The sequence below is a fragment of the Bradyrhizobium sp. CCGUVB14 genome (genome assembly GCF_024199935.1).
Classification (GTDB): Bacteria; Pseudomonadota; Alphaproteobacteria; order Rhizobiales; family Xanthobacteraceae; genus Bradyrhizobium.
Genome location: NZ_JANADS010000001.1, coordinates 5833535 through 5859514 on the forward strand (window position 1 = coordinate 5833535; position 25980 = coordinate 5859514).

A 25980-nucleotide genomic window follows, 5' to 3' on the forward strand; every position below is an offset into this window, starting at 1 on the left:
GCGCTTCAATCCGGCGCATTGGCCCGGCTTGATCCCCAGCCGGATTTCACCAAAGAGTGCGTCGCAGCTACGCCGAAGTGTTGGCCACGCCGAATTGGCCACTCCGGAAAGGACAAGAAGTGACCGTCTCCAGAGATGACCAACCCAAAACCCGCTCCGATCTCGCCTGGGCGATCACAGTCGGCGGCATCGGGGTCGTGCTGTTCACGGCGATGCTGGTCTTCACCTGGTACTTTGCCGCCACCCTGCTCCTGATCTTCACCGGCATGCTGCTCGGCGTCGGCCTCAACGCGCTGACCAATGCGCTCGGTCGCCGCGTTCAGCTGCCGCATGCGGCGCGGCTCGCGATCGTCTGCATCGTGCTGGCGGCATTGCTCGCAGGCGTCGCCTATCTCGGCGGCGCAACCATCGCCGAGCAGGCCTCGGTGCTCAGCAACACCATCAAGTCGCAGATATCGCATGTCAGGTCGTTCCTGGAGAACCACGGCATCGACACCAGCGTCTTCGATCTCGGCAATGCCAGCTCCGCCGCCTCGTCCTCTGGTGACACGGTGCCGGCCGCGAACCAGACCTCACACGGCCCATTGCCGGGCGCGGGCGCACTTGCCTCCAGCGGCGGGGCGATCGTCAGCCAGACCTTCAAGCTGCTGTTCGGTGCGATCAGCGCCGTCGGCAACATCTTTATCGTGCTGTTCCTGGGATTGGCCTTCGCCGCGCAGCCCGGCGTCTATCACGACGGGCTGCTGTTTCTCGTCCCGGCCAGGCATCGCATCCGCGCGACGCTCATCGTCGACCGCATCGGCGAGACGCTGGAGCGCTGGCTGATCGCACAGATCATCGTGATGATCGCGGTTGGCGTGGTGACCTGGATCGGGCTTGCCATCATCGGCATCCCCGGCTCGTTCATCCTGGGAATCCAGGCCGGCCTGCTTGCGTTCATCCCGACCGTCGGCGCCATCATCGCCGGTGTCGTCGTGGTGCTGGCGAGCCTCGCCTCGGGCTGGATTCCGGCGCTGTCGGCGCTGATCCTGTTCCTCGGCGTCCATGCGATGGAGAGCTACGTGCTGACGCCGATCCTGCAGCGCCAGGCGCTGGACATCCCGCCGGCCACGCTGTTTGCGTTCCAGATCCTGCTCGGCGTCGTCTTCGGAATCTGGGGCCTGGCGCTGGCGCTGCCACTCGTCGCCATCGCCAAGGTCATGATCGACCATTTCAAGACGTACGAGGCGCCGCCTCTCGCAGAGGCAGCGTAAAGCAAGCTCAGGTCGTCAGCACGGTCTCGGTGTGCTCGACCTCCGGGGGCGAGGCAAAGTACTGACCGACCAGCCCGCGCCATTCCGTGAAATTCTCGGAGCCGCGGAAATCCACCGTGTGGTTCTCCAGCGTCGCCCATTTCACCATCAAGCGGTAGCGCTGCGGCTTCTCGATCGATTTGTGCAGCTCGAACCCGTGAAAGCCCTTGGAGCGGCCGAAGGCGGCCTTGGCCTTGGCGACGGCGGCCTCAAAATCCTTCTCGCTGCCCGGCTTGACGTCGATTTGCGCGATCTCGGTGATCATCGGTTTCCACCCTTTTTGTTTGGCGGCCGTGTCTACCGCAGCCGGGGCCAAAGAAAAAGGCGCCGAAACGGCGCCCTGCCCGGTCGAAAATGCGGCGCTCTCAGGCAAACAGCAGCGCGGTGCCGAGGACGATCAGCGTACAACCGATGAACAATGCGACCGGCCAATAGCCGCGGTCCTGCGTGTAGCGCCCCTGGGCACGGCGCTCGGCGATCAGCGCGGTCTCGTATTCGTCCGCGGTCGAGAACAGGCAGGCGAAGCCGCCGCGAGCCGACGCCGCAGCAGCTTCGAGCGACATCAGGGCAGCTTGCGGGTTCTGTCGACGGATCGATTCCATACCTGCAATGGTAGGAACCGAATGGTAAACAGGGGATTACCGCGCGACCCTTTCGCCTCAGGCCGTCGCCGGCTGTGTCTTGGATACACCGATCCGCGCGGCGCTCTGGCGGCGCCAGTTCTCCAGCGACAACGGCAGCTCCTCCGCAGCCTCGACGCGGTTACGGCCGCCGCGCTTGGCCTGGTAGAGCGCGGTGTCGGCCGAGGCCAGCAGCACCTCGAGCTCGGTGCCGGCGGGGCCGCCGGCCACGCCGATGCTGACGGTGGTGTCGACCGGGCCTTCATCGACCGCGATGCCGGACGTCTCGAATGCTTCGCGCACGCGCTCGGCGACCAGCACACCCTCCTCCAGCGCGCAAGGCAGCAGCGCTGCGAACTCCTCGCCGCCGATACGGCCCGACAGGTCCGAGATGCGGAGATTGTTGACGACCACGGTCGAGAACAGCTTCAGCATCTCGTCACCGGCAGGATGGCCGAAGCGGTCGTTGATCGACTTGAAATGGTCGATGTCGAAGATCATCACGGTGACGGGCCGGCCGCCCTTGGCCTCGCGCTCGATCATGCGCGCGCAGGCTTCCGAGAAGCCGCGGCGGTTGAGCATGCCGGTCAGCGGATCGGTCGACGCAGCGGTGCGGTGCGCAGTCACCGTGCGCTCGGACACCAGCATGAAGATCACGAACACGGTGCCGACGGCATAGAGCACGAGCTCGACCGCGAACACGGTGACCCAGACGCTGTGGGAGAAGCCGGCATCGTTCGGACGCAGGAAGCTGCCGAGCAGGATGGGCAGCATCAGCACGCAGCCGTGCATCACCGGCACGACGAAAGCCGGCCAGCGCCGTTGCAGGCTCTTGCGCCGCTCGACCCAGAGCTCGCTCGCGGTCAGCGCCGCATAGACGGAGACGATACCGGCGCCGATGATCATGCGCAGCATCGACGCCGCGGGATCGAGCAGCGTCACCGTCGCGATCCAGGCGAGCGCGCCGAGCACGAGACCGGGCCAGTTCGGCTTGCGGCCGTGGAAGACGCGCGCCGCATTCCACACCATGCCGCAAGCGACGAAGCCCACCGCATTGAGTGCGAGATAAAGGTGCGGGCCGAGCTTGTCGCCGGTCGCAGTCCACAGCGCGACGGAGGCCGCGCCGAGCAGATAGGCGGTGCCCCACCATTTCAGCGCGGGGCTGTTCTCCTGTCTGCCGAAAAACACCATCATGGCGCCGAGCAGTGCAGCGACCATCGTGGCGACCAAATAGAGCGTGATGCTATCGAGCGACATCATGTCGGCCCCCTCTTGAACATAGCAGTTACGCGATCGGCACATCCGATTTGCGCGCCCTTCCAGATGCGACGCTATGTCCCGCGAGTTCCATTCAGGTTTTCATCGGGGCCCAAGTTTTCGGGAAACTCGTCTTCAATTTGCGTACAAACGAACAACAAAAAGGGCGCTGAAATCAGCGCCCTTTTGCCTATCATTGAAGCTGCTTTCGCAGCGAATGTGACCGAAGCGATTAACGCTTCGAGAACTGGAAGGACCGGCGGGCCTTGGCCTTGCCGTACTTCTTACGCTCGACCACACGCGAGTCGCGGGTCAGGAAGCCGCCCTTCTTGAGCACGCTGCGCAGCTCGGGCTCGAAATAGGTGAGCGCCTTGGAGATGCCGTGGCGGACAGCACCGGCCTGACCGGACAGACCGCCGCCGGCGACGGTGCAGACGACGTCGTACTGGCCGGAACGCGCGGCCACGGAGAACGGCTGCTCGATCATCATGCGCAGCACGGGACGAGCGAAATAGACCTCGACCTCGCGCGAGTTGACCGTGACCTTGCCGGCGCCCGGCTTGATCCAGACGCGAGCGACCGCGTCCTTGCGCTTGCCGGTGGCATAGGCGCGGTTGAACTTGTCGACCTTCTTCTCGTGCTTGGGCGCATCGGGCGCCGCCGCGGTCTTGAGCTGCGAGAGCTGGTCGAGCGACTGAATGGATTCGGCCATGATTATGCGGCCCTCGTGTTCTTGCGGTTCAACTTGGCGATGTCGATCTTCTCAGGCGTCTGGGCCTCGTGCGGATGATCAGCGCCGCCATAGACGCGGAGGTTGCCCATCTGGACGCGGCCGAGCGGACCACGGGGGATCATGCGCTCGACGGCCTTCTCGAGCACGCGCTCGGGATGCTTGCCTTCAAGGATCTGGCGCGCGGTGCGCTCCTTGACGTGGCCGACATAGCCGGTGTGCTTGTAGTAGGTCTTCTGCTCGCGCTTGCGGCCGGTGAGGACAGCATGCTGGGCGTTGATGATGATGACGTTGTCGCCGCAATCAACGTGCGGGGTGTAGGTCGGGAGGTGCTTGCCGCGCAGACGCATGGCAACGATGGTGGCGAGACGGCCGACGACCAGACCCTTGGCGTCGATCAGCACCCACTTCTTCGTCACCTCGGCCGGCTTTGCCGAAAAGGTTTTCATGTCAGAGTTTCCGTGGACGGGGAATAGCGGCGCGAACACCGCACCGGACTGGGCGGGTTTCTAGAGAAGAGACATGCAACGGTCAATGCCCGGCAGCGTAAATTACATCAATAAAATCAGTTATTTAAAAATATGGTGTTATATTACCTGCGAAAAGCTCAAACGTTTGGAATGGAATAGGTCGATGTGACATGGGCGATCGGATCGGGCGACGTCCCCGAGAGGAGCTTGACCTCCCCGACCGCGAGGCGCTTGCCAAGCTTAAGCAGCCGAGCCTCCGCCAGCACGTCCTGTCCCGGCTGCCCCTTGCGCAGGAAGTTAATGTTCAGATTGGTGGTCACCGCGAGCCCGATCGGTCCGATCGCCGACAGCAGCACCACGTACATGGCGAAATCAGCCAGAGCCATCAGCGTGGGGCCGGACACGGTTCCACCCGGCCGCAGCATCCGCTCGCTGTAGCTCTGGCGCAAAAGGCACGTCTGGCCGTCCGCGCTCTCGATCGTGATGTCGTCGCCGCCGAACGCTTGGGGAAACTCGGCACGGAGAAACTGCTCGACCTCCGCCACGCTCATTTTCGCTAACGCCATGCTGTTCCCCACCCTCGCTTCACGTGACCTGTTACATTAGGTTATCTGCATCATCCAATTGCAATAATCCAACCGGAAACGCCTTGATGTCCACCCAGGCCGCCCGCGCCCCCTCCCCGCAACCGCCAATTCTGCTGCGCGAAATGGTCGGCCCCATCGCGGTGCTGACCCTCAACCGGCCGGCCGCGCGCAACAGCCTGTCGCGCGCGATGATCGCAAGCCTGCATGCCGCGCTCGATGACATCAGCAACGACAAGTCCATCCGCGGCGTCGTGCTTGCGGCCAACGGTCCCGCCTTCTCGGCCGGTCACGACCTGAAGGAGCTGACCGCGCGCCGCACCGACCCCGATCGCGGCCGCGCCTTCTTCGCCGAGACCATGAATGCCTGCAGCGCGGTGATGCAGGCGATCCTGCACCTGCCGAAGCCGGTGGTCGCTTCCGTCCAGGGCATCGCGACCGCGGCCGGCTGCCAGCTCGTGGCGAGCTGCGACCTTGCGATCGCCTCGGACGCGGCGAGCTTCGCCACCCCCGGCATCGACATCGGCCTGTTCTGCTCGACGCCGATGGTGGCGTTGTCGCGCAACGTGCCGCGCAAGCAGGCAATGGAGATGCTGCTCACCGGCGAGCCGGTCCCGGCTGTGCGGGCCCGCGAGATCGGCCTCGTCAATCGCGTGGTCGCAGCCGGTACCGAGCGTGACGCCGCGATCGCGCTGGCGCAACAGGTCGCGCTGAAGTCGGCCTACACCGTCAAGCTCGGCAAGGAGGCATTCTACCGCCAGGCCGAGATGAGCCTTGCGGATGCCTATCGCTATGCGGCAGAGGTGATGACCGAGAACATGATGGCCCGCGACGCCGAGGAAGGCATCGGCGCCTTCATCGAGAAGCGCACGCCGTCATGGCGGGATGAGTGACAACAAGAAAAGACGCCAGATGAACCACGACGCCTATCCCGACAATTACATCCGCAGCATCCTCAACAGCGTGAAGTCGATCGCGATGGTCGGCGCCTCGCCGGTCAATGTGCGGCCGAGCTATTTCGCGTTCAAATATCTGGCGCAGCGCGGCTACGACATGATCCCGGTCAATCCCGGTCACGTCGGCAAGGAGCTACTCGGAAAGCCCTTCGTCGCCTCGCTCCGCGACATCGGACGTCCCATCGACATGATCGACATCTTCCGCAATTCCAGCCACATCATGCCCGTCGTCGACGAAGCCCTCACGCTCGATCCGCTGCCGAAAGTGATCTGGATGCAGCTTGGCGCGCGTGACGATGCAGCGGCGGAAAAGGCCGAGGCCGCGGGCATCAAGGTCGTGATGAACCGCTGCCCCAAGATCGAATATGGCCGGCTGTCGTCCGAGATTTCCTGGATGGGCGTCAATTCGCGCACGCTCAGCTCCAAACGCCCGCCGGCGCCGACGCAGGGCATGCGTCTATCCCTCAATCGGATGAGTGTCGGCGGTGGCGACACCGCAGCCTCCGATCGCGCCGCGAAGAACAAGACCGAACAAAGCTGACGCAATACATTTCCATTGCACGAACGTGACAATGCGTAGCGCCGACGTGTGAAGCGGCAGCTTGACGGCAGCCGCGACGCCGATCAGCATGCCGCGCGATTTCAGACCACAAGAACAGGACGCCCCAATGAGCGATCGCCTTCCGGGATTTTCGACCCTCGCCGTGCATGCCGGTGCACAGCCCGATCCGACCACCGGTGCGCGCGCGACTCCGATTTATCAGACGACGTCGTTCGTCTTCAACGATGCCGACCACGCCGCCTCGCTGTTCGGCCTGCAGGCATTCGGCAACATCTATACCCGCATCGGAAATCCCACCAATGCGGTACTGGAAGAGCGCGTGGCCGCGCTCGAGGGCGGCACTGCCGCGCTTGCCGTGGCCTCGGGGCATGCTGCACAGGTCGTGGTGCTGCAGCAATTGCTCCAGCCCGGCGACGAATTCATCGCGGCGCGAAAACTCTATGGCGGCTCGATCAACCAGTTCGCGCATGCGTTCAAGAGTTTTGGCTGGAACGTGGTGTGGGCCGATCCCGATGACATCGCCAGCTTCGAGCGCGCGGTGACGCCGCGCACGAAGGCGATCTTCATCGAGTCCATCGCCAATCCCGCCGGCAGCATCACCGATATCGAAGCGATCTCGACGGTGGCGCGCAAGGCCGGCGTGCCCTTGATCGTCGACAACACGCTGGCTTCGCCCTACCTGATCCGCCCGATCGACCACGGCGCCGACATCGTCGTGCACTCACTGACAAAGTTTCTGGGCGGCCACGGCAATTCGCTCGGCGGCATCATCGTCGATGCCGGCACGTTCGACTGGTCGACCGGCGGCAAATATCCGATGCTGTCGGAGCCGCGGCCGGAATATCACGGCATCCGTCTCCAGGAGACGTTTGGCAATTTCGCCTTCGCCATCGCCTGCCGCGTTCTGGGCCTACGCGACCTCGGGCCTGCGCTGTCGCCGTTCAATGCCTTCATGATCCTCACCGGCATCGAGACGCTGCCGCTGCGCATGCAGAAGCACTGCGACAACGCCAAGGCGGTCGCCGAATTCCTCGCCGGCCACCCAGCGGTGTCCTCCGTGAACTATGCCGGTCTTGCCAGCGACAAGTACAACCAGCTCGCGCGCAAATACGCCCCGAAGGGCGCGGGCGCCGTGTTCACCTTCAGCCTGAAGGGCGGCTACGACGCCGGCGTCAGCCTGGTGTCGAAGCTGCAGCTGTTCTCGCATCTGGCCAATGTCGGCGACACCCGCTCGCTGGTCATCCACCCGGCCTCGACCACGCACAGCCAGCTCGACGACGCTGCCAAGGTCAAGTCCGGCGCCGGCCCCGACGTGGTCCGGCTCTCGATCGGCATCGAGGACAAGGAAGATTTGATCGCAGACCTGGAGCAGGCGCTGGCGTAGCGAACTCCAAACCATCCATCCGCACCGGGATCTGGCGCGGCGCCTTGGCGAAGGCTCCGCGCCAGCTTCCGCCGCTATCGTCGATCAACGCTCCTCGGACTCACCGAGCGTCATGATCGCGACTGCACAAGGATGGCCATGAATATCGCCGTGCCGGACATCGGAACGCTTTTCCCAATTCCCTCGCAAACAAGCGCTCACGATAAAAGGTTCTTGTTGCAGACCATCGCTCTCGCCAAGAGAGTTTTGGGGTCGTTTTCTTACGTCGAGATCGGCTCCTATCTCGGCGGCAGCCTGACCCCGTTTCTGCTGGATCCCGCCTGCAAGGCGGTGCTTTCAATTGATGAACGCGGGCGGCAACAGCCGGACGAGAGGGGCGCCAAATACGACTATTCCGGTATCACGCACCAGACCATGATCGACAATCTGGTGTCTCGTGGCATTCCGACGTCCAAGCTGACGACGTTCGACGGCTCGGTCGATTCGGTCCAGGGGGCGGAACACAGCTTCGATATCGCCTTCATCGACGGCGAGCACACCGACATCGCCTGCTTCAGGGACTTCCTGTGGACGCTTCCACTGGTGAAGAGCGACGCCATCGTGCTGTTTCACGACAGCACGCTGGTCTACAAGGCGCTCCGCATGATCGGCCTGTACATGAAGAAGTCGGGACAGAAGCATGTGTTCGCGAAGAACAATGACTCTGACGTCACGGCCCTCTTCCTCGGAAAATTCGCCGAGATCGATTTCGCCAGAGAGTTCGGTCAAGCCGCGAACTGGGATGAGTTTTTCGACAAGTCGGAAACAGAGGTCATCCAGCACGTTCTGAAGAACAGGGTGAGCATTCAATTCGACGCGGTCGTCACCCCCGTCAGGACGTTCCCTGCCTGATCAGGGAGTGCGTGAAAGCGCGCCCCTGAATGGTCGGCGGTTAACAGTCATTAACCACATCTGTCGCATACATCGTCTTTGGATCGCCCCTTTGATTCGGAGCCGACAATGCTGCGCTGGATGGTGCCTGCCCTGGCAGTGATGCTGACGGTTTCAGCCGCCGTTGCCGCCGACCTGCCTGCCACGCCGAAGCGGCGGCCCGCCGCGCCGCCTAAGGATCCTCCCCAAGTCTACGTCGAGACCGATCCGGACGCACTGATCTCGCCGGCCTATGGCATCGGCAGCTATATCAGCAACCTGCCGGGTACGCCGTTGCTGCCGGGCTCGCATACACTGCCGGGCTACTACGGCCGCCCGTGGGACTACGACTATCAGGGCGCGTATTACGGCGGGAAGCAGGTCGATTATTTCTGGCGCCTGCCCTACTCGTGCGGCATCTACGGCTATTGCTGATCATCAGCCGGGCTGATGGCAATCAGCCGGGCTGATGGCAATCAGCCGGGCTGACCGACCGGAATGACGCGCGACTGCACCTCGGCCGATTGCTTCGAAGCGAGCCGTTCCGCCTGCATCACCGCAAGCGTGAGCACCACGATCGCGACCGCCTGGTGCGAGAGCGCGAGATCGATCGGCACCTGGTTGAGCAGCGTGAGGATGCCGAGCACCGCCTGGACGCTCACGGCCGCGAACAGCCAGAGCGCACCGCTCGCCGCCGAGCCCGCGCGGGAACGCACCGCATCAAACGCATGCAGCGCCGCCAGCGTGAAAAGCAGGTAAGCCGTCATGCGATGCTCGAACTGCACCGTCAGCACATTGTCGAACATGTTGCGCCACCAGGGCGTCTCGAACCACAGCCGTTCCGCAGACGGAATGAAGGCGCCGTCGATCTGCGGCCAGGTGTTGTAGGCGCGTCCGGCGCGCAGGCCCGCGACCAGCGCACCGAAATAGATCTGGATGAAGGTCACGATCACCAGCACCGCGCTCGTGAACCGCAGCCGCGCCGGGACCGCTAGCTGCGGCCGATCCGCGAGCCGCCGCACCGTCCAGACGATGCCGGCAAAGATCAGCAGCGCCAGCACCAGATGCGTCGCCAGCCGATATTGCGACACCTCGACCCGCTCGGACAGCCCTGACGCCACCATCCACCAGCCGACGGCGCCCTGGAGACCGCCCAGCGCGAACAGCAGCCACAGCCGCCGCTTCAACTCGCCGGGCAGACCGCCGCGCCACAGAAAGAACAGGAACGGCAGCAGATAGGCGACGCCGATGAAGCGGCCGAGCAGCCGATGGCTCCATTCCCACCAGAAGATCTGCTTGAACTCGGACAGCGACATCCCGGCATTGAGCTCGCGATATTGCGGGATCTTCTTGTAGGCCTCGAAGGCGTCGGTCCATTGCGCCTCCGACAGCGGCGGAACGCTGCCGGTGACGGGCTTCCACTCGACGATCGAGAGACCGGATTCCGTCAGCCGCGTCGCGCCGCCGACCAGCACCATCAGCGCGATCAGGGCGGCCACGGAGATCAGCCACCAGCGTACGGCGCGATGCGGGTTCGTCGGGGCGGAAATCGTCGTCATTTCAGGGGTTAAAACCAAGACTTGAACCGGACTGCGTGCCCCTTATAGTCCCCCGCTCCCGCAGCGCAAGTTACGCGAAAGCCGCAAGTCTCCGCCATGACGATCCGTACCCGCAAGTTCCTCGGCGCCATCCTGCTCCTGGTGCTGGCCACGGTCTGGGCCCTGCTCGGCATGGCCGCGGCGCAGATGCCGTGGATCGCCGAGTCCGGCTGGCGTCAGGCGATCTACTACGTGGTGGTCGGCATGGGCTGGGTGCTGCCCGCCATGCCGATCGTGAGCTGGATGCAGCGGCCGGACCGCGCCAAGACTAGCTCGTAACGCTGCCCGTCGGTTTCACCGGCGCAAAGGCAACGCCGGACACCAGCGCGCGCATCATGCGCAACGAGCGCACCCGTCCGTCCCAGGAAATCCGCGGCAGTGCGCGCAGATTGGTCCGCCCTTCTGCGTCCACAATGCCCGGGATGGTCGATACCGCGCTGGCAAAGCCGGCCTCCTCCGCCATCACGACGTGACTGCGCCGGAACGAGGCGCGGTCGCCGAACGGAAACGCCAGATGCCGGATTTCGCGGCGGAACGACGCTTCGGCCACCGCCTTGCCCATCGTCATCTCACGCAGTGCGGCAGCGTCCTTCATGTTGGCGAGAACGGGATAGTTCACGGTCGCACTGCCGATCGTGACATGCGGATCGGCAGCCAACTTGGCCAGATCCTCCCAATCCATCGACGCCTCGCGCGAGAGTGCAGCGAGATCGATCCGGTGGCGCGTGCAGAGATCGGCGATCGCGGCTGATAGATCCGCCGGCGCCAGCGAGCGCAACCAATTCTCGAGATGCGAAAACAGCGCCTGCTTGCGGGCACGATCCGTGACGGTGAAGCGCTGCTCCTTGTCACCCATCATCAGATTGATGCGGCTCTCGCGCGCGATCACCTGCTCGAGCCCGAGCCACCACGCCTCGCCGACGCCATCGGGAAAGGCGGTGGGAACATAGAGCGTGAACGGCACGGCGTGGCGCGCCAACACCGGATAGGCAAAGCTGATGAAGTCCTTCGGCACACCGTCGAAGGTGAGCGCCACGAAGCGCCGCTTCTCCGGCAGCGTCACCGCGCGCCGGCAGACCTCGTCCATGCCGAGAAAATCATAATTCCAGCGCTTCAGCGCGCGAATGGTGCGATCGAGAAATTGCGGCGTGATCTCGTTCCGGCGCAGCGGCTGGAACGCGCCGCTCCGCCGCGGTCGCACACGTTCGAAACGCAGGATTGCACCTGCGCCACGGCTGCGCAGCAAGGGCTGCCCCGTGAACCAGGCCAGTTCGAGCCGCAACCGCCCCAGCCATCTGTCGTCGGATGCCAATATCCCACCTTCGCGTTCGCCGGCGGCCTGTTCCCTCAGCCATAGTCATTACCCTTTGTTGACATTTATTTGCAAAGGTCGGCCACGGGCCGAAATACGTATTTTTCGTTTTCTCGACAGGTTTCGCGAATGACCATGGCTGCGGCGATGCAAAGCCGGACGGCAGAATCGCCAGCGCGGTCGAAAGCGAGCCGTATCGCGCATGTCGACCTCATCAGCGATATCGCAGAGATCGAGGCGGTCTGGCGCGCCCTCGAGGAGCCCGGTCATCTCTTCACGCCCTATCAGCGGTTCGATCTTTTGGGCTCATGGGCACGATCGGTCGGAGAACGCGAAGGCGCCCGCCCACTCGTCGTGATCGCCCGCGACGCCGAACAGGCCCCGCTCGTGCTGCTTCCGCTCGCGCTGCGCCAGGCCCACGGTGTGCGCACGGCCTGCTTCATGGGCGGCAAGCACACGACGTTCAACATGGGGCTGTGGAACGCCGAGTTCGCTGCACAGGCAGTGACCGCCGATCTCGACGTGCTGTTCGCGCCCTTGCACGACCAGGTCGACGTGCTCGCGCTGACGCAGCAGCCGAAGCGCTGGCACGACCAGCAGAACCCGTTTGCGTTGCTGCCGCAGCAGAGCGCGATCAATGGCTGCCCGCTGCTGGCGATGGAGCCGGGCGGCGCGCCCGCATCCCGCATCAGCAACTCCTTCCGCCGCCGGCTGAAGAGCAAGGAAAAGAAACTCCAGACGCTCGCCGGCTATCGCTACCACCTTGCCACGACGGACGCGGACGTCACCCGCCTGCTCGACTGGTTCTTCCGCGTCAAGCCGGTCCGGATGGCGGAGCAGAAGCTGCCGAACGTCTTCGCCGAGCCAGGTGTCGAACAGTTCATCCGCAGCGCCTGCCTCGCCCCGCGCGGCGAAGGCCGTGTCATCGACATCCACGCGCTCGAATGCGACGACGAGGTGATCGCGATCTTCGCCGGCGTCGCCGACGGCCAGCGCTTCTCGACGATGTTCAACACCTACACGATGTCGGAGCACGCCCGCTACAGCCCGGGCCTGATCCTGATGCGCTACATCATCGACCGCTACGCCGAGCGCGGCTATCGCTCGCTCGACCTCGGCATCGGCACGGACGAGTACAAGCGCATGTTCTGCAAGGACGACGAGGACATCTTTGACAGCTTCGTGCCCCTGACCTCGCGCGGCAAGCTCGCAGCCATGGCAATGTCGTCGCTCAACCACGGCAAGCGCCTGGTCAAGCAGAACCAGATGCTGTTCGACCTGGCGCGACGGCTACGGCAGGCGTTCGGGTAAAATCCACCCACTCGCGAGATGCCGTTCCCTTCTCCTCTCCTCTTGCGGGAGATGAGCGGTGCCCAACCTCGAACTCAAATGCCGTAGGGTGGGCAAAGCGAAGCGTGCCCACCCCCGTCAGACGCAATCATTGAAAGGTGGTGAGCACGGCGCAAATGCGCCTTTGCCCACCCTACGATTCCGAACGCGTGGAGGGAGCAAGAAGTCTACGCCGCCACCACGCGCGGCGGCGTCTCGCCGGCATCGGATGGCTGCACCGGCCGGCTCAGCATTGTCACCTCGCTGAAGCCGACGGCCTTGAGCTGCTCGCACATCAGCATGCGGGCATCCGCGTCCATCGACGGATCCGGCACAACGACGGCGCGGGCATTCGCCGTCAGCAGCTCCGCAGGCAAGTCTTCGGCACTGCCGGCGTCCACGAGCACGTGGTCGTAGGCGCGAAGCAAGGCATCGATCGCCAGCGTCACTCGCGGTGACTGAAGCAGGCTGCGATCGAAGCCGGGCCGGCCGGCCATGACCAGGTGCAGCCGCGAGAGCTTGTCGCGCGTGATAATTTGGGCAAACGAGGCCTGCCCCTGCATCAACTCGGCAAGACCAGGCGCCGTCGGATCGACAGACACCGCGGCAATCGTCGGCGAGGATGCGGCAAGATCGACCACGACGACGCGCGCGTCGCGCGCCAGATGGCGGGCGAGCGTCAGCGTCGACAGCGTGATGGCGTCGCCCGATGCGGTGCCGAGCACGGTGACCTTCTTCGCCCCCGCTCCTGCGGCAATCAGGCTTTCGGCCAGCTGCCCGATCTCGGCGAACTCGCTGACATCGGCATTGGCCGTCATCGATGGCTGGAGCGGCGCCGGCTCGATCTCGACCTGATCGACAACCGGCTCCTGACGAACCACCGCCGGCGCGAGCGTGGCGATGGCGCGCGGCGCGGTTTGGCGCAAGAGCTCACCGGTGACGACGAGGCCGGACGAGAGCAGCAACGTTGCCAGCGTCGCGATCAGCACGATCGGCAGCTTCTTCGGATAGGCCGGCGTGTTGGAAACGATGGCACGCGAGATGATGCGGCCTTCCGCCGGCGCGGAATCGATGCTCTCGCGGGTGCTGGCCTCGCGATATTTGCCGAGATAGGTCTCGAGCAGGTCGCGCTGCGCCTTCGCCTCGCGCTCGAGCGCACGGAGCTGGACGTCCTGACCGTTGGTCGAGGTCGCCTGCTTCTTGAGCTGCTCGAGGCTGGCGGTCAGACCATCGACCCGGCCGCCCGCGATCCGCGCGTCATTTTCAAGCGAGCGCGAGATCTTGGCCGCCTCGTCGCGAATCTGACCATCGAGGTCGCCAAGCTGCGCCTTCAATTCCTTGATGCGCGGGTGATTGCCGAGCAGCGTGGACGACTGTTCGGCGAGCTGGGCGCGCAGCGTCACCCGCTGCTCCGACAAGCGCCGCATCAGCTCCGAGTTCACGACCTCCGAAGCCTCGATCGGCTTGCCGCTCTGGAGCATCTCGCGGATCAGCCGGGCCCTGGACTCGGCGTCAGCCTTCATGGCGCGCGCATTGTTGAGCTGGGTGTTGACCTCACCCATCTGCTGGTTCGACAGCGTGGTGTTGTTGGTACCGACGAACAGCGACGATTTGGAGCGGAAGTCCTCGACCTTGGCTTCGGCGTCAGAGACCTTCTTGCGCAGGTTCTCGATCTCGCCCGAAAGCCACTGGCTGGCGTTGCGGGCCTGGTCCTGCCGCGCGTTCTGCTGCAGCACGAGATAGCCGTCGGCGATCGAATTGGCGACGCGCACGGCGAGCTCGGGATCCTGCGACTGGAATTCGACGACGATCACGCGCGACTTGTCGACGGCGTAGGCCTGCAGGCGATCGTAATAGGCATCCAACACCCGCTCTTCCGGCGTCATCGAGAACGGGTCGCGACCGATGCCGAACATCGCCGCCAGCGATTTCAGCGGCGAAACGCCCTGCAGCACCGGATCGAACTCGGGACGCTCGGCCAGCTTGTTCTTCTTGATGATCTCGCGCGCGAGGTCGCGCGACAGCACGAGTTGCACCTGGCTGGTGACGGCCTCGGGGTCGAGTGCCTGCCGCTCCTCGGTGCTGCGGTCGCTGCTCGGCCGCAGGAAGACGTTCTCGCGACCGTCGATCAGGATGCGCGATTCGGACTTGAAGCGCGGCGTGATGAGATTGACGATGGCGACGGATGCGACGAGCGCCAGCACCGTCGGCACGATGATCCAGCCACGCTTGCGCGCGAGCGCGCCGCCAAGCGCGTGCAGATCGATGTCACCGGATTCGGCTGGCGCGGGTTGCGCAACGACCGGCGCGGGCCTGGCTTCAACCCTGGGCTTGGTCTCAGGCTTGGTCTCAGGCTTGGTCTCAGGCTTGGCTTCGTGCTTGGCCTTCGAAACGGCCCGCTCGATGACGGCCCTGTCCTTGCCGGCACGCCAGAACGCTAAACGCATCGAACACTCCCGCAGGGCAACGCCACTCGTGTACCTCAATGGGGCCGATTACACTCCATTAAGGTTGCCGCTGGGTTAATCGCACCGTCCCGCGGGCAGCGCACGCGCGCTCGTCACCGTTTGTTAACCACGAGGGCCCTTAATCCCTCTCGATATTTCGAGAACATTGTTCGGCATTCGCCGTCGAGCGCTGGTTGTGATCATGCCCCCCTCTCCCGACCAGCCGCTTCGCATCCTGCACGCCGTACGCGCGCCCGTCGGTGGCATTTTCCGGCACATCCTCGACCTCGCCAACGGTCAGGTCGATCGTGGCCATCATGTCGGGATTCTGGCCGACAGCCTCACCGGCGGCGAACGTGCGGACAAAGCGCTGGCCGAACTCGCGCCGCGGCTGAAGCTCGGCGTGCATCGGCTGGCGATCCGCCGCGAGCCCTCGCCGGAGGATTTTCTGGTGTGGCTGCGGATGCGCCGCCTGATCGCCGCACTCAAGCCCGACATCATGCATGGCCACGGCGCCAAGGCCGGCGCCTTCGTGCGCATGCGGCGACGCGCGGACGATACCATCCGCATCTACACCCCGCACGGCGGCTCGCTGCACTATCCCCTCAACACCCTGAAGGGCGAGTTTTACGCGCGGCTCGAGCGTACGCTGATGGAAGCGACGGACCTGTTCCTGTTCGAGAGTGCCTTTGCCCGCGACACCTATCAGCGCATCGTCGGCACGCCCAAGGGCGTGGTGCATTGCGTCTTCAACGGCGTGACGCCGGAGGAGTTCGAGCCCGTCGCCATCACGGACGACGCCACCGATCTCGCCTATGTCGGCGAGTTCCGGCACATCAAGGGCGCCGATCTGCTGATCGATGCGGTGGCCCGGCTGCATGAAGGCGGCAAGAAAGTCACGCTGACGCTCGGCGGCGACGGCGAGGAGACGGCGGCGTTGAAGGCGCAGGTCGAACGGCTGGGCCTGACGGACGCGATCCGCTTCATCGGCCACGTCAAGGCGCGTTACGGCTTTTCCAAGGGACGGCTGCTGGTCGTTCCCTCGCGCGGCGATTCCATGCCCTATGTCGTGATCGAGGCGGGCGCAGCCGGCATCCCCATGATCGCGGCGCGTGTCGGCGGCATTCCCGAGATCTTCGGATCCGAGAGCCCGGCCCTGTTCGCGGCGAGCAACGCCGAAGCCATGGCCGAAGCGATCGCGGCCGCGCTCGACAATCCGCAAGGAACCGCGCAACGCGCGACCTCGCTGCGCGAGCGCATCTCGGCGCATTTCTCCCAGCAGGCGATGGTCGACGGCGTGCTCGCGGGTTACCGCGACGCATTTGCAAATCATTAACTATCCTTAAGCCTGCTTTAGAGAATCTTCCGATTTGTCCGATAATCGAAGTGCCAGGGGATGCTTGCCCGGGGCGCAAAGTCGCGTCCACGGGTCTTTGGAATGGACGTGGACGCCCGTGGAACCGCTCAACGCACGCTCGATGCTCGATGCCGCGGCCAGCGCCGCGGCGAAGCCGGCTGACCAGCCCTTTATCGAACGCCGCCGCCGCCTGACGCCGGCCGCACTCGACGTCGTGAACCAGAAGGTTGCACGCGCCTATTCACCGATCGTGATCGCCGGCTTTGCGCGCGCGATCGATTTCGTGCTGCTGAGCGTGGTCGGCATCGCCGTGTATGTCGGCTACGTCATGCCGGTCGTCGGCTTCAGCTGGGTCTATCCCGCAGAGATCGTTGCCATCGCGGTCGCCGCCGTGGTCTGCTTCCAGGCCGCCGACATCTATCAGGTCCAACTGTTCCGCGGACAGCTTCGGCAGATGACGCGGATGATCTCGTCCTGGTCGTTCGTCTTCCTGGTGTTCATCGGCATTTCCTTCTTCGCCAAGTTCGGCAGCGAGATGTCGCGGCTCTGGCTCGCCGCCTTCTACTTTCTCGGGCTCGCCGCGCTCATCGCCGAACGGCTGGTGCTGCGCTCGCTGGTGCGTGCCTGGGCGCGCGAGGGCCGGCTCGACCGCCGCACCATCATCGTCGGCTCCGACAGCAATGGCGAGCAGCTCGTCGAGGCGCTGAAGGCACAGGAAGATTCCGACATCCACGTGCTCGGCGTGTTCGACGACCGCAACGACAGCCGTGCGCTCGACACCTGCGCCGGCGCGCGCAAGCTCGGCAAGGTCGACGACATCGTCGAATTCGCCCGCCGTACCCGGGTCGATCTGGTGCTGTTCGCACTGCCGATCTCGGCGGAGACGCGCATCCTGGAGATGTTGAAGAAGCTCTGGGTGCTGCCGGTGGACATCCGCCTCTCCGCGCACACCAACAAGCTGCGCTTCCGCCCCCGCTCCTATTCCTATCTCGGCGAGGTGCCGACACTCGACGTGTTCGAGGCGCCGATCACCGACTGGGATCTGGTGATGAAATGGCTGTTCGACCGCGTCGTGGGCAGCGTCGCGCTGCTCGTGGCGCTCCCGGTGATGGCGCTGGTGGCATTGGCCGTAAGGCTCGACAGCCCCGGCCCCGTCCTGTTTCGCCAGAAGCGGTTCGGCTTCAACAACGAGCGCATCGACGTCTACAAATTCCGCTCGATGTATCATCACCAGGCCGACCCGACGGCTTCAAAGGTCGTGACCAAGAACGATCCGCGCGTCACCCGCGTCGGCCGCTTCATCCGCAAGACCAGCCTCGACGAACTGCCGCAGCTGTTCAACGTGGTGTTCTCCGGCAATCTCTCGCTCGTCGGCCCGCGCCCGCATGCGGTGCAGGGCAAGCTCCAGAGCCGCCTGTTCGACGAAGCCGTCGACGGCTATTTCGCCCGCCACCGCGTCAAGCCCGGCATCACCGGCTGGGCCCAGATCAACGGCTGGCGCGGCGAGATCGACAACGAAGAAAAGATCCAGAAGCGCGTCGAATTCGACCTCTATTACATCGAGAACTGGTCGGTGCTGTTCGACCTCGCCATTCTCCTGAAGACGCCGCTCTCGCTGCTGACCAAGAACGAGAACGCGTATTGAGTTGGTGGTTTCGAGAACGCGCTGTCGTCGCCCGGCTTGACCGGGCGATCCAGCAAACGCCGGCGGCGAACGTCGCCACTGACAGCGCGGAGTACTGGATGCCCCGCCTTCGCGGGGCATGACGGCGGAAGTTGTGTGTGCGAGTAGCGTGAGCGTATAATGGCCTATGCGGTGACAGCCGGTGGAATGAAATTGGCCGCACCGGCCGCGCCCGGCGTGCTGGCGCTGCAGCGCGCGCTGGTATGGCTGGTCGGCGCGTCCGGCGCGATCGTCTTCATCGAGCCGAGCCCCTACGAGATCGCGACGCTGCTCGCCACCGTCGCCTTCTTCGCCACCGGCCTGCGGCTCAAGCTCGTGCTGATGCCGCTGGTGCTGGCCCTGGTCCTGCTCAATGTCGGCTACACCATCAGTGCGATTCCGCTGCTCGACCAGTCCGAGGTCGCAAGCTGGATCGCGACCTCCTGGTACATGGCGGTGACCGTGGTGTTCTTCGCCATGGTGACCTCCGAGGACACGTCAGCGCGGCTGGACATGCTGCGCCGCGGCCTCGTGGTTGGCGCGATGATCGCCTCGCTTTCGGCGATCGCCGGCTATTTCAACCTCGTTCCCGGCGGCCACGATCTCCTGACGCTCTACGAGCGCGCACGCGGCACCTTCAAGGACCCGAACGTGCTTGGCGCCTTCCTGATCCTGCCGGCGCTGTTCGCGCTCCAGAGCGTGGTCTCCGACAAGTTCGCCAAGGCGCTCCGCAACGTCGTCGCCTTCGGCATCATGTCGCTGGCGATCCTGCTCGCCTTCTCCCGCGCCGCCTGGGGCGGGCTGGTCCTGACCTCGGCCTTCATGCTGGCGCTGATGGTGCTGACCAGCCGCACCAACGCACAGCGCTCGCGCATCATCATCATGGCCATCGTTGCGGTGGTGCTGGGCCTCGCCCTGATCGCGGTGCTGCTGTCGTTCGATTCCGTCGCCGAGATGTTCAAGCAGCGCGCGAGCTTCGACCAGAGCTACGACGAAGGCCGCTTCGGCCGGTTCGGCCGGCACATTCTCGGCGCGGAGATGGCGCTCGACCTGCCGTTCGGCATCGGTCCTTTGCAATTCCACCGCTTCTTCCCCGAAGACACCCACAATTCCTATCTGAACGCCTTCATGTCCGGCGGCTGGCTCTCCGGCGTGTGCTATCCCGCGCTGGTCTTCACCACCGTCATCACGGGCTTCCGCCACATCTTCGTCCGCGTGCCCTGGCAGCGCGCTTATCTGGCGGTGTTCTCGGCCTTCGTCGGCACCGTCGGCGAAAGTTTCGTGATCGACACCGACCACTGGCGGCACTTCTGGATGATGCTGGGCGCGATGTGGGGCATGATCGCGGCCGCACAGGCCTACAAGATCAGGGACATGACCGTTCCGATGGAATCGGAACGGTAATGTCCTGATTCCATTCTGACGCGTTTTCTTGACGCGAACCGGTATCCACTTCGCTCGAAAATGCTTTAGCGAGGATGCTTCTTCAGCTTGAGCGCGGGCCGCTTCTCCGGCGGCGTATCGAGCAGGCCCTTCAGCGCAGCGGTCGCCGCGAGCACGCCTTTGTAACCCTCATTGGCAAAACGCAGCAGTAGGCGCAGTTCCTCGTCGGAATAGGCGTTCCAGACCTTCTCCATCGCCTGCTGCATCGGCACATAAAGCTCGCCGATTTTCATGGCCGTCTCCGGCACGACGGCGATGAAGACCTTGCGCCGATCGGCCTCGTCCCGCTCGCGGCGCACGAGGCCGGCTTTCTCGAGCCGATCGACCACGCCGGTGATGGCGCCGGTCGTGAGCCCCGTCACCTCGGCGAGCCGGCCCGCGGTCACGCGCCCCTCGAGGTAGAGGATGTCCATGCATTCGAGGTCGGAGTTGGCAATTCCGGCCACGTTCGCAACGGCTTGCCCATAGAGCACGCCCTGCGCCGACGACCGCCGCATCGCCTCTTCCAATTCTCCCAGCAGCGCCGCGCGCGCCTTCGCCCTTGACAAGGCTCACCTCATATCTTAGTCGATATATATCTTAGTCACTAAGAGATTTAGTGACCGTAATTTCTCCTAGCACCACGGAAACGTCGGGAGCAAGCCAATGCCTCATCGTCCCCGCAAAGCCCTGATCATCGGCGCCGGCATCGCCGGGCCCGTTGCCGCGATCCTGCTGCGCCGTGCCGGCATCGAATCCGCGATCTACGAAGCCTGGCCCTACTCCAAAGGCATCGGCGGCGGCCTCCAGATCGCGCCGAACGGCATGCAGGTGATGGACGAGATCGGGCTTGCGGGAGAGCTGATCAGCCGTGGCTCGGTCGCGGAGTCCTTCGACTTCTATTCGCAAGGGGGCGACAGGCTCGGCTCGATCAACCGCGACATGGCGCGCCGCTTCGGCCAGCCCGCGGTCAATGTCTGCCGCTCCACGCTGAACGAGATGCTGATCGACAAGGCCTGGTGCGCCTGCGTCTCGCTCTATTTCGACAAGCGCCTGATCAAGATCGAGGATCGCGGCGACCAGCCGATCATCGCCTATTTCGCCGACGGCACCACCGCCGAGGGCGATTTCCTGATCGGCGCCGACGGCGTGCACTCGATCACGCGACGCCAGGTGGTGCCCGACGGGCCAACGCCCTTCAACACGGGCCTGCTCGGGTTCGGCGGTTTCGTGCCCCACGCGATCCTCGACGGCCGAACGATCGGCCGGCATGTCGAAACGACGTTCGGGCAGAGCGGCTTCTTCGGCTATGGCTATTGCAGCCCCGACCCGAAGGACGGCGTGATGTGGTGGAGCACGCAGCCGGCACACGGCATGGATGCCGCGATGTTCCGCGCGCTCGACCAGCAGACGCTGAAGCAGCATCTGCGCGGCTTCCATCACGGCTGGCATGATCCGATCCCTGATATCATCGAGGCGGCCGAGAACATCGTAATCACCGACACGCTCGACGTCGCGACCTTGCCGACCTGGTCACGCAAGCGCTCGCTGCTGATCGGCGATGCCGCGCATGCAACCAGCCCCCATGCCGGCCAGGGCGCCTCGCTTGCGCTGGAGGATGCGATGCGGCTCGCCCGCCTGATGCAGGAGGGCCAGGAGCTGACCGCCACCTTCCAGGCCTTCGAGGCCGAACGGCGCCCCCGCGCCGAGAAGATCGTCGCCATCGCCCGCCGCAACGGCAACAACAAGCGCGAATTCAGCGCCACCGGTGCCTGGGTCCGCAATCAGATGATGAAATGGCTGTTGCCGCTGGGCTCGAAGAGCATGGATTTCATGTACGCGTATGACGCGCGGGCGGCGTAGCGACACGAGCAGTGCCGTAGGATGGGCAAAGGCGCGTTCTTCGCGCGTCGTGCCCACCATCTCTCTCGAATCGCGACAATGGTGGGCACGCTTCGCTTTGCCCACCCTACGGAAGCTATGCCTGGGCTTCGACCTCAAACCTCAGCCCGGCGTGATCGACCAACCGCTTGATCAGCTTGCCCTGCATCGCTGCGCCCGGCGTCCAGAGTCCGGCCGGCACGTCCTGCGCGTCGCGCAGCAGGCAGATCGCGCATTCGGAAATCATCTTCGCCGTTGACGCATAGCCGGGATCGAGATCGCCCTTCACGGCCGCGCGAACCTGACGGCCATCGGGTGCGATCGCGACGTAGAGCAGGTCGTAGTGACCGTTCTCCCGCTCCTCCTTCGACGGTCCTTCGCCCGGCTTGAGCGCCTCGGGGCCGGTCTTTTCGCTGTTGGCGGCCATCACGAGCCTGGCGTTGGCCTGGCCTTCATCCCCCGGTCCCGTCAGCACCATCTCGTCGTAGACAAAGTCCCTGCCATACGGAAATCCCATCAGCATGTTGGAGCGATGGACGTTGCGCGTATTGAGCGTCGCCATCGCGAACGGAGCGGACCAGGACTGCAGGTCTTCCTCGAAAACAGGCTTGTTGCCGCGTGGTTGCTTGGGCCCCTCGAAGCCGGGCGTGAAGGCGAAGGGGTTCTTGAGGATCGACACCAAGCTGAGATCCTGCGCCACTGCTGCGAAGGTGACCCGTGCGCTCGCCGAGGTGCCGCCGGAGAACTTCCAGCTGAGATCGCGGACCCGCCCCTTGACGCGGGGCGCCGGCGATCCGAACACGCGCCTGGCTTCCTCCTGAACAAAGAACGCACCCAGCTCGAACGGAATGGAATCGAAGCCGCAAGAGAATATGATGCGCGCGCCGCTCGCCTTGGCGGCCGCCTCATGCCTGTCGATCATCTGCTTCAGCCAGATCGGCTCGCCGCAGAGATCGATGTAGTCGGTGCCAGATGCGACGCAGGCGGCAAGCAGATCGGACCCGTAAAGCTGGTACGGACCGACGGTGGTGACGATCAGTTTCGCCTGATCGACCATCGCGCGTAACGATGCAGGATCGGCGGCGTCGGCCACAATGAGCGGCGTGTCCCTGGGTGCGCCGATCGCGTCGCGAACAGATGCGAGCTTGTCTCTGCCGCGCCCGGCCATCGCCCATGTCGGCGCCCCCTGACCGACATAGTGCGAGGCGAGGTACTCGGCCACGAGCTGGCCGGTGTAGCCCGTTGCGCCATAGAGGACGATATCGAACGTCGCCGACATGGATCACGCTCACTCAGGCGTCGCAGGCCTCATGCTTCCACGGCGAACGTCAGCCCCGCATTGTCTTGAAGCCGCTTGATCAGCTTGTGCTGCATCGCTGCGCCCGGCGTCCAGAAGCCGGCGGCGACGTCGGTGACGTCGCGCAGCATGCAGATCGCGCATTCGGAGATCATCTTCGAGGTCGAACCGTAGCCGGGATCGCGGTCGCCGGTGACACCGGCGCGGACCGCACGGCCGTCGGGCGCGATCGCGACATAGAGCAGATTGAAGAGCCCGTTCTCGCGCTCCTCCTTCGAGGGGCCCTCACCCGGCTTCGGCGCGCTCGGGCCGGTCTTCTCGGCGTTGGCCGCCATCACGCGCTTGGCGTTGGCCTCGCCCTTCTCGCCGGGGCCGGTCAAAACCATCTCGTCGTAGACGAAGTCCTGACCGTAGGGGAAGTCCATCAGCAGGTTGGAGCGATGGACATTGCGGGTGTTGATCAGCGCCATCATGAACGGCGCGGCCCAGGATTGCAGATCCTCCTCGAGCAGCGGCCTGTTGCCCTTCGGCTGCTTCGGGCCGGTGAAGCCCGGCGTGAGCGCGAACGGATCGCTCAGGATCGCGACGAGGCTCATGTCCTTGGCGACGGCGTCGAAGGTTGCCTTCGCGCTTGCCGCGGTGCCGCCCGAGAGCGTGCCGCGCATGTCGCGCACACGGCCCTTCACGCGCGCGGCGGGTGCGCCGAACACGCGCCTGGCCTCTTCCTGCACGAAGAACGTACCGAGCTCGAACGGCACGGAATCGAAGCCGCAGGAGAACACGATGCGCGCGCCGCTTTCCTTTGCAGCCGCCTCGTACTTGTCGATCATCTGCCGCATCCAGATCGGCTCGCCACAGAGATCGAAATAATCAGTGCCGGTGGCGACGCAGGCCGCCAGCAGCTCCTCGCCGTAGAGCTGGTACGGGCCGACCGTCGTGATCACCGACATCGTCCGCTCCGCCATCGCTTTCAGCGAGGCCGCATCGGAGGCATCGGCGACGATCAGCGGTGTGTCCGCGGATGCGCCGATCGCGTCGCGCACGGATTTCAGCTTGTCGAGGCTGCGACCCGCCATCGCCCATTTGAGCTGCTTGTCGTTCTTGTAATGCGCCGCCAGATATTCGGCGACGAGCTGACCGGTGAAACCGGTCGCGCCGTAGACGACGATGTCGAATTTCGCAGAGCTCATGACTGGCCTTTTTACTTCTTCGCGTAACTCACGCCCATGCCGGCACGGACGTCGCTTTGAATACCATAGGGCGGGATCGGATAGCGCAGGCCGTTCTTGGCCAGCGCCTTCATGCCCTCGATCGCCTTGGCGAGATCCGCAGGCCTCAAGGCCATCAGCATCTCCTCGTCCGGCACGCCGCCATAGCGCCGTTCGGCATAGCATGGCAAGGACAGGCTGGGCTCGCCACTTTTGAGCGCCCGCCCCCAGGAATCCGCGCACGCGGTCTCGCCGACCACGCCCCATTCGAACTTCTTGTAGCCGGTATATTGCAGCCCGTTGATCAGGATGATCATCTGCCCGGGCGTCGCATAAACGAGGCAGATGTCGGGCGGATCAAGCCGCCCGCTCGCCAGCGGGCTGACCGCGAGTGCCTGATATTGCCCGAACGGAACCACGTCCAGCGCCTCCTGGCGCTTGCGCGCGTCTTCGGCAGTGCCGTGCCAGACGCCGACATAATTTTCGCCGGCGAGCCATTTCTCGTCCTGCGGCGCGAGCCCAATCACCGCGCGGCACTGCGCGCCGACGAGATCATCGCCGGTAATACCGACGGTCCACCCCAGGCGCGAGGCCATGCTGACGATCTGGTCGGTGGTGTGGACTGCATTCGGCCGCCGGATCTTCGGGATCGCCTCCATGTCCGCGGCGTGGGCGAACAGCTTCATGCCGATCACCGTGGTCTTCAGCCGCAACAGGCTGTTGAGATCGGCCACGAGGCCGGCAAGATCGATCTTATCAGCGGCTGGCTGCTGCATGGCGTCCTCCCGGCGCGTCGTTACCGACGCCTATTGTTTGGCCTCTCGGGCCAGTTCTAGTCCTTGGCCGGCCCGGGAAGCAACTCGCTGGTCCTGCCCATCAGGCGGTAGGCCACGAGGCCGATCCATTCGCGCACAGCCACGTTGGTCCTTTCGAGCCCGTCTGCGCCATTGTTCGTGAAGGAGAGAACATCATCAGGCCCGCCGGTCCGCCAGTCTACGGGATAGGCCTCGACGTCGAAGCCCGCCTTGCGGAAGATTCCCATCGAGCGCGGCATGTGGAAGGCAGACGTGACCAGGAGCCACCGCTCGCCCGGTTTTGGCGCAACCAGCTTCTTCGTGAAGATCGCATTCTCCCAGGTGTTGCGGGAATCGCGCTCAAGGATCAGGCGCTCCTTGGATATGCCGAGGTTTTCCAGGATCGGCGCGGAATAGTCGGCCTCCTTGGCGTCGGTCGAGATCAGGTTCGACGTGCCGCCGGTGAAGACGACGCGCGCATTCGGATAGCGACGTGCAAGCTCGGCCGGCGCGAAAAAACGATCGGCCGCGTGCAAGACCACCGGCGTGTGATGTGCGGCCGACAGGTCGGTATCAACCGAGCCGCCCAGCACGATGATGCCGTCAGGCGCGCCGCGCGATGGATCCCACGCGGGAAAGCGTGCCTCCAGTGGATAGAGCAGCAGATTGTTGAGCGGCGAAAACGCGGCGAGCGCGAGCAGGATCAGCGTGGTCGCGGCCAGTTTCCGGCCGAGCCCGGCAAAGCGCGTTGCCATCAGCACGACCGAGATGATCCCGAGCTCGACCAGAAAATTGATCGGCACCACTGCGGCGCCAAACGTCTTGGAAAGAAAGAAGTACAGGGGAAGCCTCGCTGAAATGATCGTGGTGCCCGGGCTTGACCCGCCCGCCCATCTTCAGAAATCTTC

The 25980-nt window shown here is 64.5% G+C and carries 26 protein-coding genes; 12 read left to right on the plus strand and 14 right to left on the minus strand.

Going from position 1 to position 25980, the window contains the following annotated elements; genetic code table 11:
- Positions 1-119 precede the first annotated feature (119 nt).
- Positions 120-1253, plus strand: coding sequence for an AI-2E family transporter (locus NLM32_RS27225; protein WP_254131898.1), 1134 nt, complete (start codon positions 120-122; stop codon positions 1251-1253).
- Positions 1254-1260: 7 nt separating this feature from the next.
- Here the strand turns inward: NLM32_RS27225 and NLM32_RS27230 are convergent, their stop codons facing one another.
- The 6 genes from NLM32_RS27230 to NLM32_RS27255 form a co-directional block, all read right to left on the minus strand.
- Positions 1261-1557 (minus strand): antibiotic biosynthesis monooxygenase, encoded by a 297-nt coding sequence (locus NLM32_RS27230; RefSeq protein ID WP_035673823.1) that lies wholly within the window; start codon positions 1555-1557, stop codon positions 1261-1263.
- Between the two features lie 100 nt (positions 1558-1657).
- A complete protein-coding gene (locus NLM32_RS27235) occupies positions 1658-1894 on the minus strand; it encodes a hypothetical protein (RefSeq protein ID WP_254131899.1) in 237 nt (78 codons plus the stop codon).
- A gap of 57 nt (positions 1895-1951) precedes the next feature.
- The gene (locus tag NLM32_RS27240) at positions 1952-3172 is read right to left on the minus strand and encodes a GGDEF domain-containing protein (protein ID WP_254131900.1); all 1221 of its coding nucleotides are present in this window, start codon (positions 3170-3172) and stop codon (positions 1952-1954) included.
- Positions 3173-3401: 229 nt separating this feature from the next.
- Complete coding sequence (rpsI, locus tag NLM32_RS27245) at positions 3402-3881, minus strand: 30S ribosomal protein S9 (RefSeq protein WP_254131901.1); 480 nt, start codon at positions 3879-3881, stop codon at positions 3402-3404.
- Between the two features lie 2 nt (positions 3882-3883).
- Positions 3884-4348: a 50S ribosomal protein L13 gene (rplM, locus tag NLM32_RS27250; protein WP_008137961.1), complete on the minus strand. Its 465-nt coding sequence runs from the start codon at positions 4346-4348 to the stop codon at positions 3884-3886.
- Between the two features lie 158 nt (positions 4349-4506).
- On the minus strand, positions 4507-4935 hold the full coding sequence (locus tag NLM32_RS27255; RefSeq protein ID WP_254131902.1) for a PaaI family thioesterase: 429 nt from the start codon (positions 4933-4935) through the stop codon (positions 4507-4509).
- 86 nt (positions 4936-5021) lie between these two features.
- Here NLM32_RS27255 and NLM32_RS27260 point away from each other — a divergent pair, with 86 nt between their 5' ends.
- The 5 genes from NLM32_RS27260 to NLM32_RS27280 all read left to right on the plus strand — a co-directional run bounded on the left by NLM32_RS27260 (position 5022) and on the right by NLM32_RS27280 (position 9199).
- A complete protein-coding gene (locus NLM32_RS27260; protein ID WP_254131903.1) occupies positions 5022-5846 on the plus strand; it encodes an enoyl-CoA hydratase in 825 nt (274 codons plus the stop codon).
- A gap of 19 nt (positions 5847-5865) precedes the next feature.
- A complete protein-coding gene (locus NLM32_RS27265) occupies positions 5866-6450 on the plus strand; it encodes a CoA-binding protein (protein WP_254131904.1) in 585 nt (194 codons plus the stop codon).
- A gap of 127 nt (positions 6451-6577) precedes the next feature.
- Positions 6578-7855, plus strand: coding sequence for an O-acetylhomoserine aminocarboxypropyltransferase (locus tag NLM32_RS27270; protein WP_254131905.1), 1278 nt, complete (start codon positions 6578-6580; stop codon positions 7853-7855).
- 216 nt (positions 7856-8071) lie between these two features.
- Entirely contained in the window at positions 8072-8746 is a 675-nt protein-coding gene (locus NLM32_RS27275) for a class I SAM-dependent methyltransferase (protein WP_254131906.1), read from the plus strand.
- A 108-nt stretch (positions 8747-8854) separates the two neighbouring features.
- On the plus strand, positions 8855-9199 hold the full coding sequence (locus NLM32_RS27280) for a hypothetical protein (RefSeq protein ID WP_254131907.1): 345 nt from the start codon (positions 8855-8857) through the stop codon (positions 9197-9199).
- 41 nt (positions 9200-9240) lie between these two features.
- Here the strand turns inward: NLM32_RS27280 and NLM32_RS27285 are convergent, their stop codons facing one another.
- Entirely contained in the window at positions 9241-10323 is a 1083-nt protein-coding gene (locus NLM32_RS27285) for a COX15/CtaA family protein (RefSeq protein WP_254131908.1), read from the minus strand.
- Between the two features lie 96 nt (positions 10324-10419).
- Here NLM32_RS27285 and NLM32_RS27290 point away from each other — a divergent pair, with 96 nt between their 5' ends.
- Entirely contained in the window at positions 10420-10641 is a 222-nt protein-coding gene (locus tag NLM32_RS27290) for a DUF2842 domain-containing protein (RefSeq protein WP_254131909.1), read from the plus strand.
- Here NLM32_RS27290 and NLM32_RS27295 read toward each other — a convergent pair.
- On the minus strand, positions 10631-11674 hold the full coding sequence (locus NLM32_RS27295) for a polysaccharide deacetylase family protein (protein WP_254131910.1): 1044 nt from the start codon (positions 11672-11674) through the stop codon (positions 10631-10633). The genes NLM32_RS27290 and NLM32_RS27295 overlap by 11 nt on opposite strands.
- A 129-nt stretch (positions 11675-11803) precedes the next feature.
- Between NLM32_RS27295 and NLM32_RS27300 the strand changes: the two genes are divergently transcribed.
- Positions 11804-12985, plus strand: coding sequence for a GNAT family N-acetyltransferase (locus NLM32_RS27300; RefSeq protein WP_254131911.1), 1182 nt, complete (start codon positions 11804-11806; stop codon positions 12983-12985).
- Between the two features lie 206 nt (positions 12986-13191).
- Here the strand turns inward: NLM32_RS27300 and NLM32_RS27305 are convergent, their stop codons facing one another.
- Positions 13192-15450 carry an exopolysaccharide transport family protein gene (locus tag NLM32_RS27305; protein WP_254131912.1) on the minus strand — a complete coding sequence of 753 codons (2259 nt, stop codon included), beginning with the start codon at positions 15448-15450 and terminating at the stop codon, positions 13192-13194.
- Between the two features lie 202 nt (positions 15451-15652).
- Here NLM32_RS27305 and NLM32_RS27310 point away from each other — a divergent pair, with 202 nt between their 5' ends.
- From NLM32_RS27310 to NLM32_RS27320, 3 genes are all read left to right on the plus strand, one after another.
- Complete coding sequence (locus tag NLM32_RS27310) at positions 15653-16786, plus strand: glycosyltransferase family 4 protein (RefSeq protein ID WP_254131913.1); 1134 nt, start codon at positions 15653-15655, stop codon at positions 16784-16786.
- A 118-nt stretch (positions 16787-16904) separates the two neighbouring features.
- The gene (locus NLM32_RS27315) at positions 16905-18452 is read left to right on the plus strand and encodes an undecaprenyl-phosphate glucose phosphotransferase (protein ID WP_254131914.1); all 1548 of its coding nucleotides are present in this window, start codon (positions 16905-16907) and stop codon (positions 18450-18452) included.
- Between the two features lie 159 nt (positions 18453-18611).
- Positions 18612-19874, plus strand: coding sequence for an O-antigen ligase (locus NLM32_RS27320; RefSeq protein WP_254131915.1), 1263 nt, complete (start codon positions 18612-18614; stop codon positions 19872-19874).
- A gap of 65 nt (positions 19875-19939) precedes the next feature.
- On the opposite strand, the gene NLM32_RS27325 is transcribed toward NLM32_RS27320, so the two are convergent.
- Entirely contained in the window at positions 19940-20410 is a 471-nt protein-coding gene (locus NLM32_RS27325; RefSeq protein WP_254135433.1) for a MarR family winged helix-turn-helix transcriptional regulator, read from the minus strand.
- Between the two features lie 148 nt (positions 20411-20558).
- Here NLM32_RS27325 and NLM32_RS27330 point away from each other — a divergent pair, with 148 nt between their 5' ends.
- On the plus strand, positions 20559-21755 hold the full coding sequence (locus tag NLM32_RS27330; protein WP_254131916.1) for an FAD-dependent monooxygenase: 1197 nt from the start codon (positions 20559-20561) through the stop codon (positions 21753-21755).
- 115 nt (positions 21756-21870) lie between these two features.
- Here NLM32_RS27330 and NLM32_RS27335 read toward each other — a convergent pair whose 3' ends face one another.
- The 4 genes from NLM32_RS27335 to NLM32_RS27350 are packed head-to-tail and all read right to left on the minus strand — an operon-like array spanning position 21871 to position 25878.
- Positions 21871-23052, minus strand: a complete 1182-nt coding sequence (locus NLM32_RS27335; protein WP_254131917.1) for a trans-acting enoyl reductase family protein — start codon at positions 23050-23052, stop codon at positions 21871-21873.
- Between the two features lie 29 nt (positions 23053-23081).
- The gene (locus NLM32_RS27340; protein WP_254131918.1) at positions 23082-24260 is read right to left on the minus strand and encodes a trans-acting enoyl reductase family protein; all 1179 of its coding nucleotides are present in this window, start codon (positions 24258-24260) and stop codon (positions 23082-23084) included.
- Between the two features lie 11 nt (positions 24261-24271).
- Positions 24272-25054 (minus strand): DUF169 domain-containing protein, encoded by a 783-nt coding sequence (locus tag NLM32_RS27345; protein ID WP_254131919.1) that lies wholly within the window; start codon positions 25052-25054, stop codon positions 24272-24274.
- 56 nt (positions 25055-25110) lie between these two features.
- Complete coding sequence (locus tag NLM32_RS27350; RefSeq protein WP_254131920.1) at positions 25111-25878, minus strand: YdcF family protein; 768 nt, start codon at positions 25876-25878, stop codon at positions 25111-25113.
- Between the last annotated feature and the right edge of the window lie 102 nt (positions 25879-25980).

What these genes read in the sequence shown, in the direction of transcription:
- NLM32_RS27230 (WP_035673823.1), bottom strand. Translation starts at nt 1,557, where the DNA reads ATGATCACCGAGATCGCGCAAATCGACGTCAAGCCGGGCAGCGAGAAG.
- NLM32_RS27235 (WP_254131899.1), bottom strand. Translation starts at nt 1,894, where the DNA reads ATGGAATCGATCCGTCGACAGAACCCGCAAGCTGCCCTGATGTCGCTC.
- NLM32_RS27240 (WP_254131900.1), bottom strand. Translation starts at nt 3,172, where the DNA reads ATGATGTCGCTCGATAGCATCACGCTCTATTTGGTCGCCACGATGGTC.
- rpsI (WP_254131901.1), bottom strand. Translation starts at nt 3,881, where the DNA reads ATGGCCGAATCCATTCAGTCGCTCGACCAGCTCTCGCAGCTCAAGACC.
- rplM (WP_008137961.1), bottom strand. Translation starts at nt 4,348, where the DNA reads ATGAAAACCTTTTCGGCAAAGCCGGCCGAGGTGACGAAGAAGTGGGTG.
- NLM32_RS27255 (WP_254131902.1), bottom strand. Translation starts at nt 4,935, where the DNA reads ATGGCGTTAGCGAAAATGAGCGTGGCGGAGGTCGAGCAGTTTCTCCGT.
- NLM32_RS27260 (WP_254131903.1), top strand. Translation starts at nt 5,022, where the DNA reads ATGTCCACCCAGGCCGCCCGCGCCCCCTCCCCGCAACCGCCAATTCTG.
- NLM32_RS27265 (WP_254131904.1), top strand. Translation starts at nt 5,866, where the DNA reads ATGAACCACGACGCCTATCCCGACAATTACATCCGCAGCATCCTCAAC.
- NLM32_RS27270 (WP_254131905.1), top strand. Translation starts at nt 6,578, where the DNA reads ATGAGCGATCGCCTTCCGGGATTTTCGACCCTCGCCGTGCATGCCGGT.
- NLM32_RS27280 (WP_254131907.1), top strand. Translation starts at nt 8,855, where the DNA reads ATGCTGCGCTGGATGGTGCCTGCCCTGGCAGTGATGCTGACGGTTTCA.
- NLM32_RS27285 (WP_254131908.1), bottom strand. Translation starts at nt 10,323, where the DNA reads ATGACGACGATTTCCGCCCCGACGAACCCGCATCGCGCCGTACGCTGG.
- NLM32_RS27290 (WP_254131909.1), top strand. Translation starts at nt 10,420, where the DNA reads ATGACGATCCGTACCCGCAAGTTCCTCGGCGCCATCCTGCTCCTGGTG.
- NLM32_RS27300 (WP_254131911.1), top strand. Translation starts at nt 11,804, where the DNA reads ATGACCATGGCTGCGGCGATGCAAAGCCGGACGGCAGAATCGCCAGCG.
- NLM32_RS27305 (WP_254131912.1), bottom strand. Translation starts at nt 15,450, where the DNA reads ATGCGTTTAGCGTTCTGGCGTGCCGGCAAGGACAGGGCCGTCATCGAG.
- NLM32_RS27310 (WP_254131913.1), top strand. Translation starts at nt 15,653, where the DNA reads ATGCCCCCCTCTCCCGACCAGCCGCTTCGCATCCTGCACGCCGTACGC.
- NLM32_RS27320 (WP_254131915.1), top strand. Translation starts at nt 18,612, where the DNA reads ATGGCCTATGCGGTGACAGCCGGTGGAATGAAATTGGCCGCACCGGCC.
- NLM32_RS27325 (WP_254135433.1), bottom strand. Translation starts at nt 20,410, where the DNA reads ATGCGGCGGTCGTCGGCGCAGGGCGTGCTCTATGGGCAAGCCGTTGCG.
- NLM32_RS27330 (WP_254131916.1), top strand. Translation starts at nt 20,559, where the DNA reads ATGCCTCATCGTCCCCGCAAAGCCCTGATCATCGGCGCCGGCATCGCC.
- NLM32_RS27335 (WP_254131917.1), bottom strand. Translation starts at nt 23,052, where the DNA reads ATGTCGGCGACGTTCGATATCGTCCTCTATGGCGCAACGGGCTACACC.
- NLM32_RS27340 (WP_254131918.1), bottom strand. Translation starts at nt 24,260, where the DNA reads ATGAGCTCTGCGAAATTCGACATCGTCGTCTACGGCGCGACCGGTTTC.
- NLM32_RS27345 (WP_254131919.1), bottom strand. Translation starts at nt 25,054, where the DNA reads ATGCAGCAGCCAGCCGCTGATAAGATCGATCTTGCCGGCCTCGTGGCC.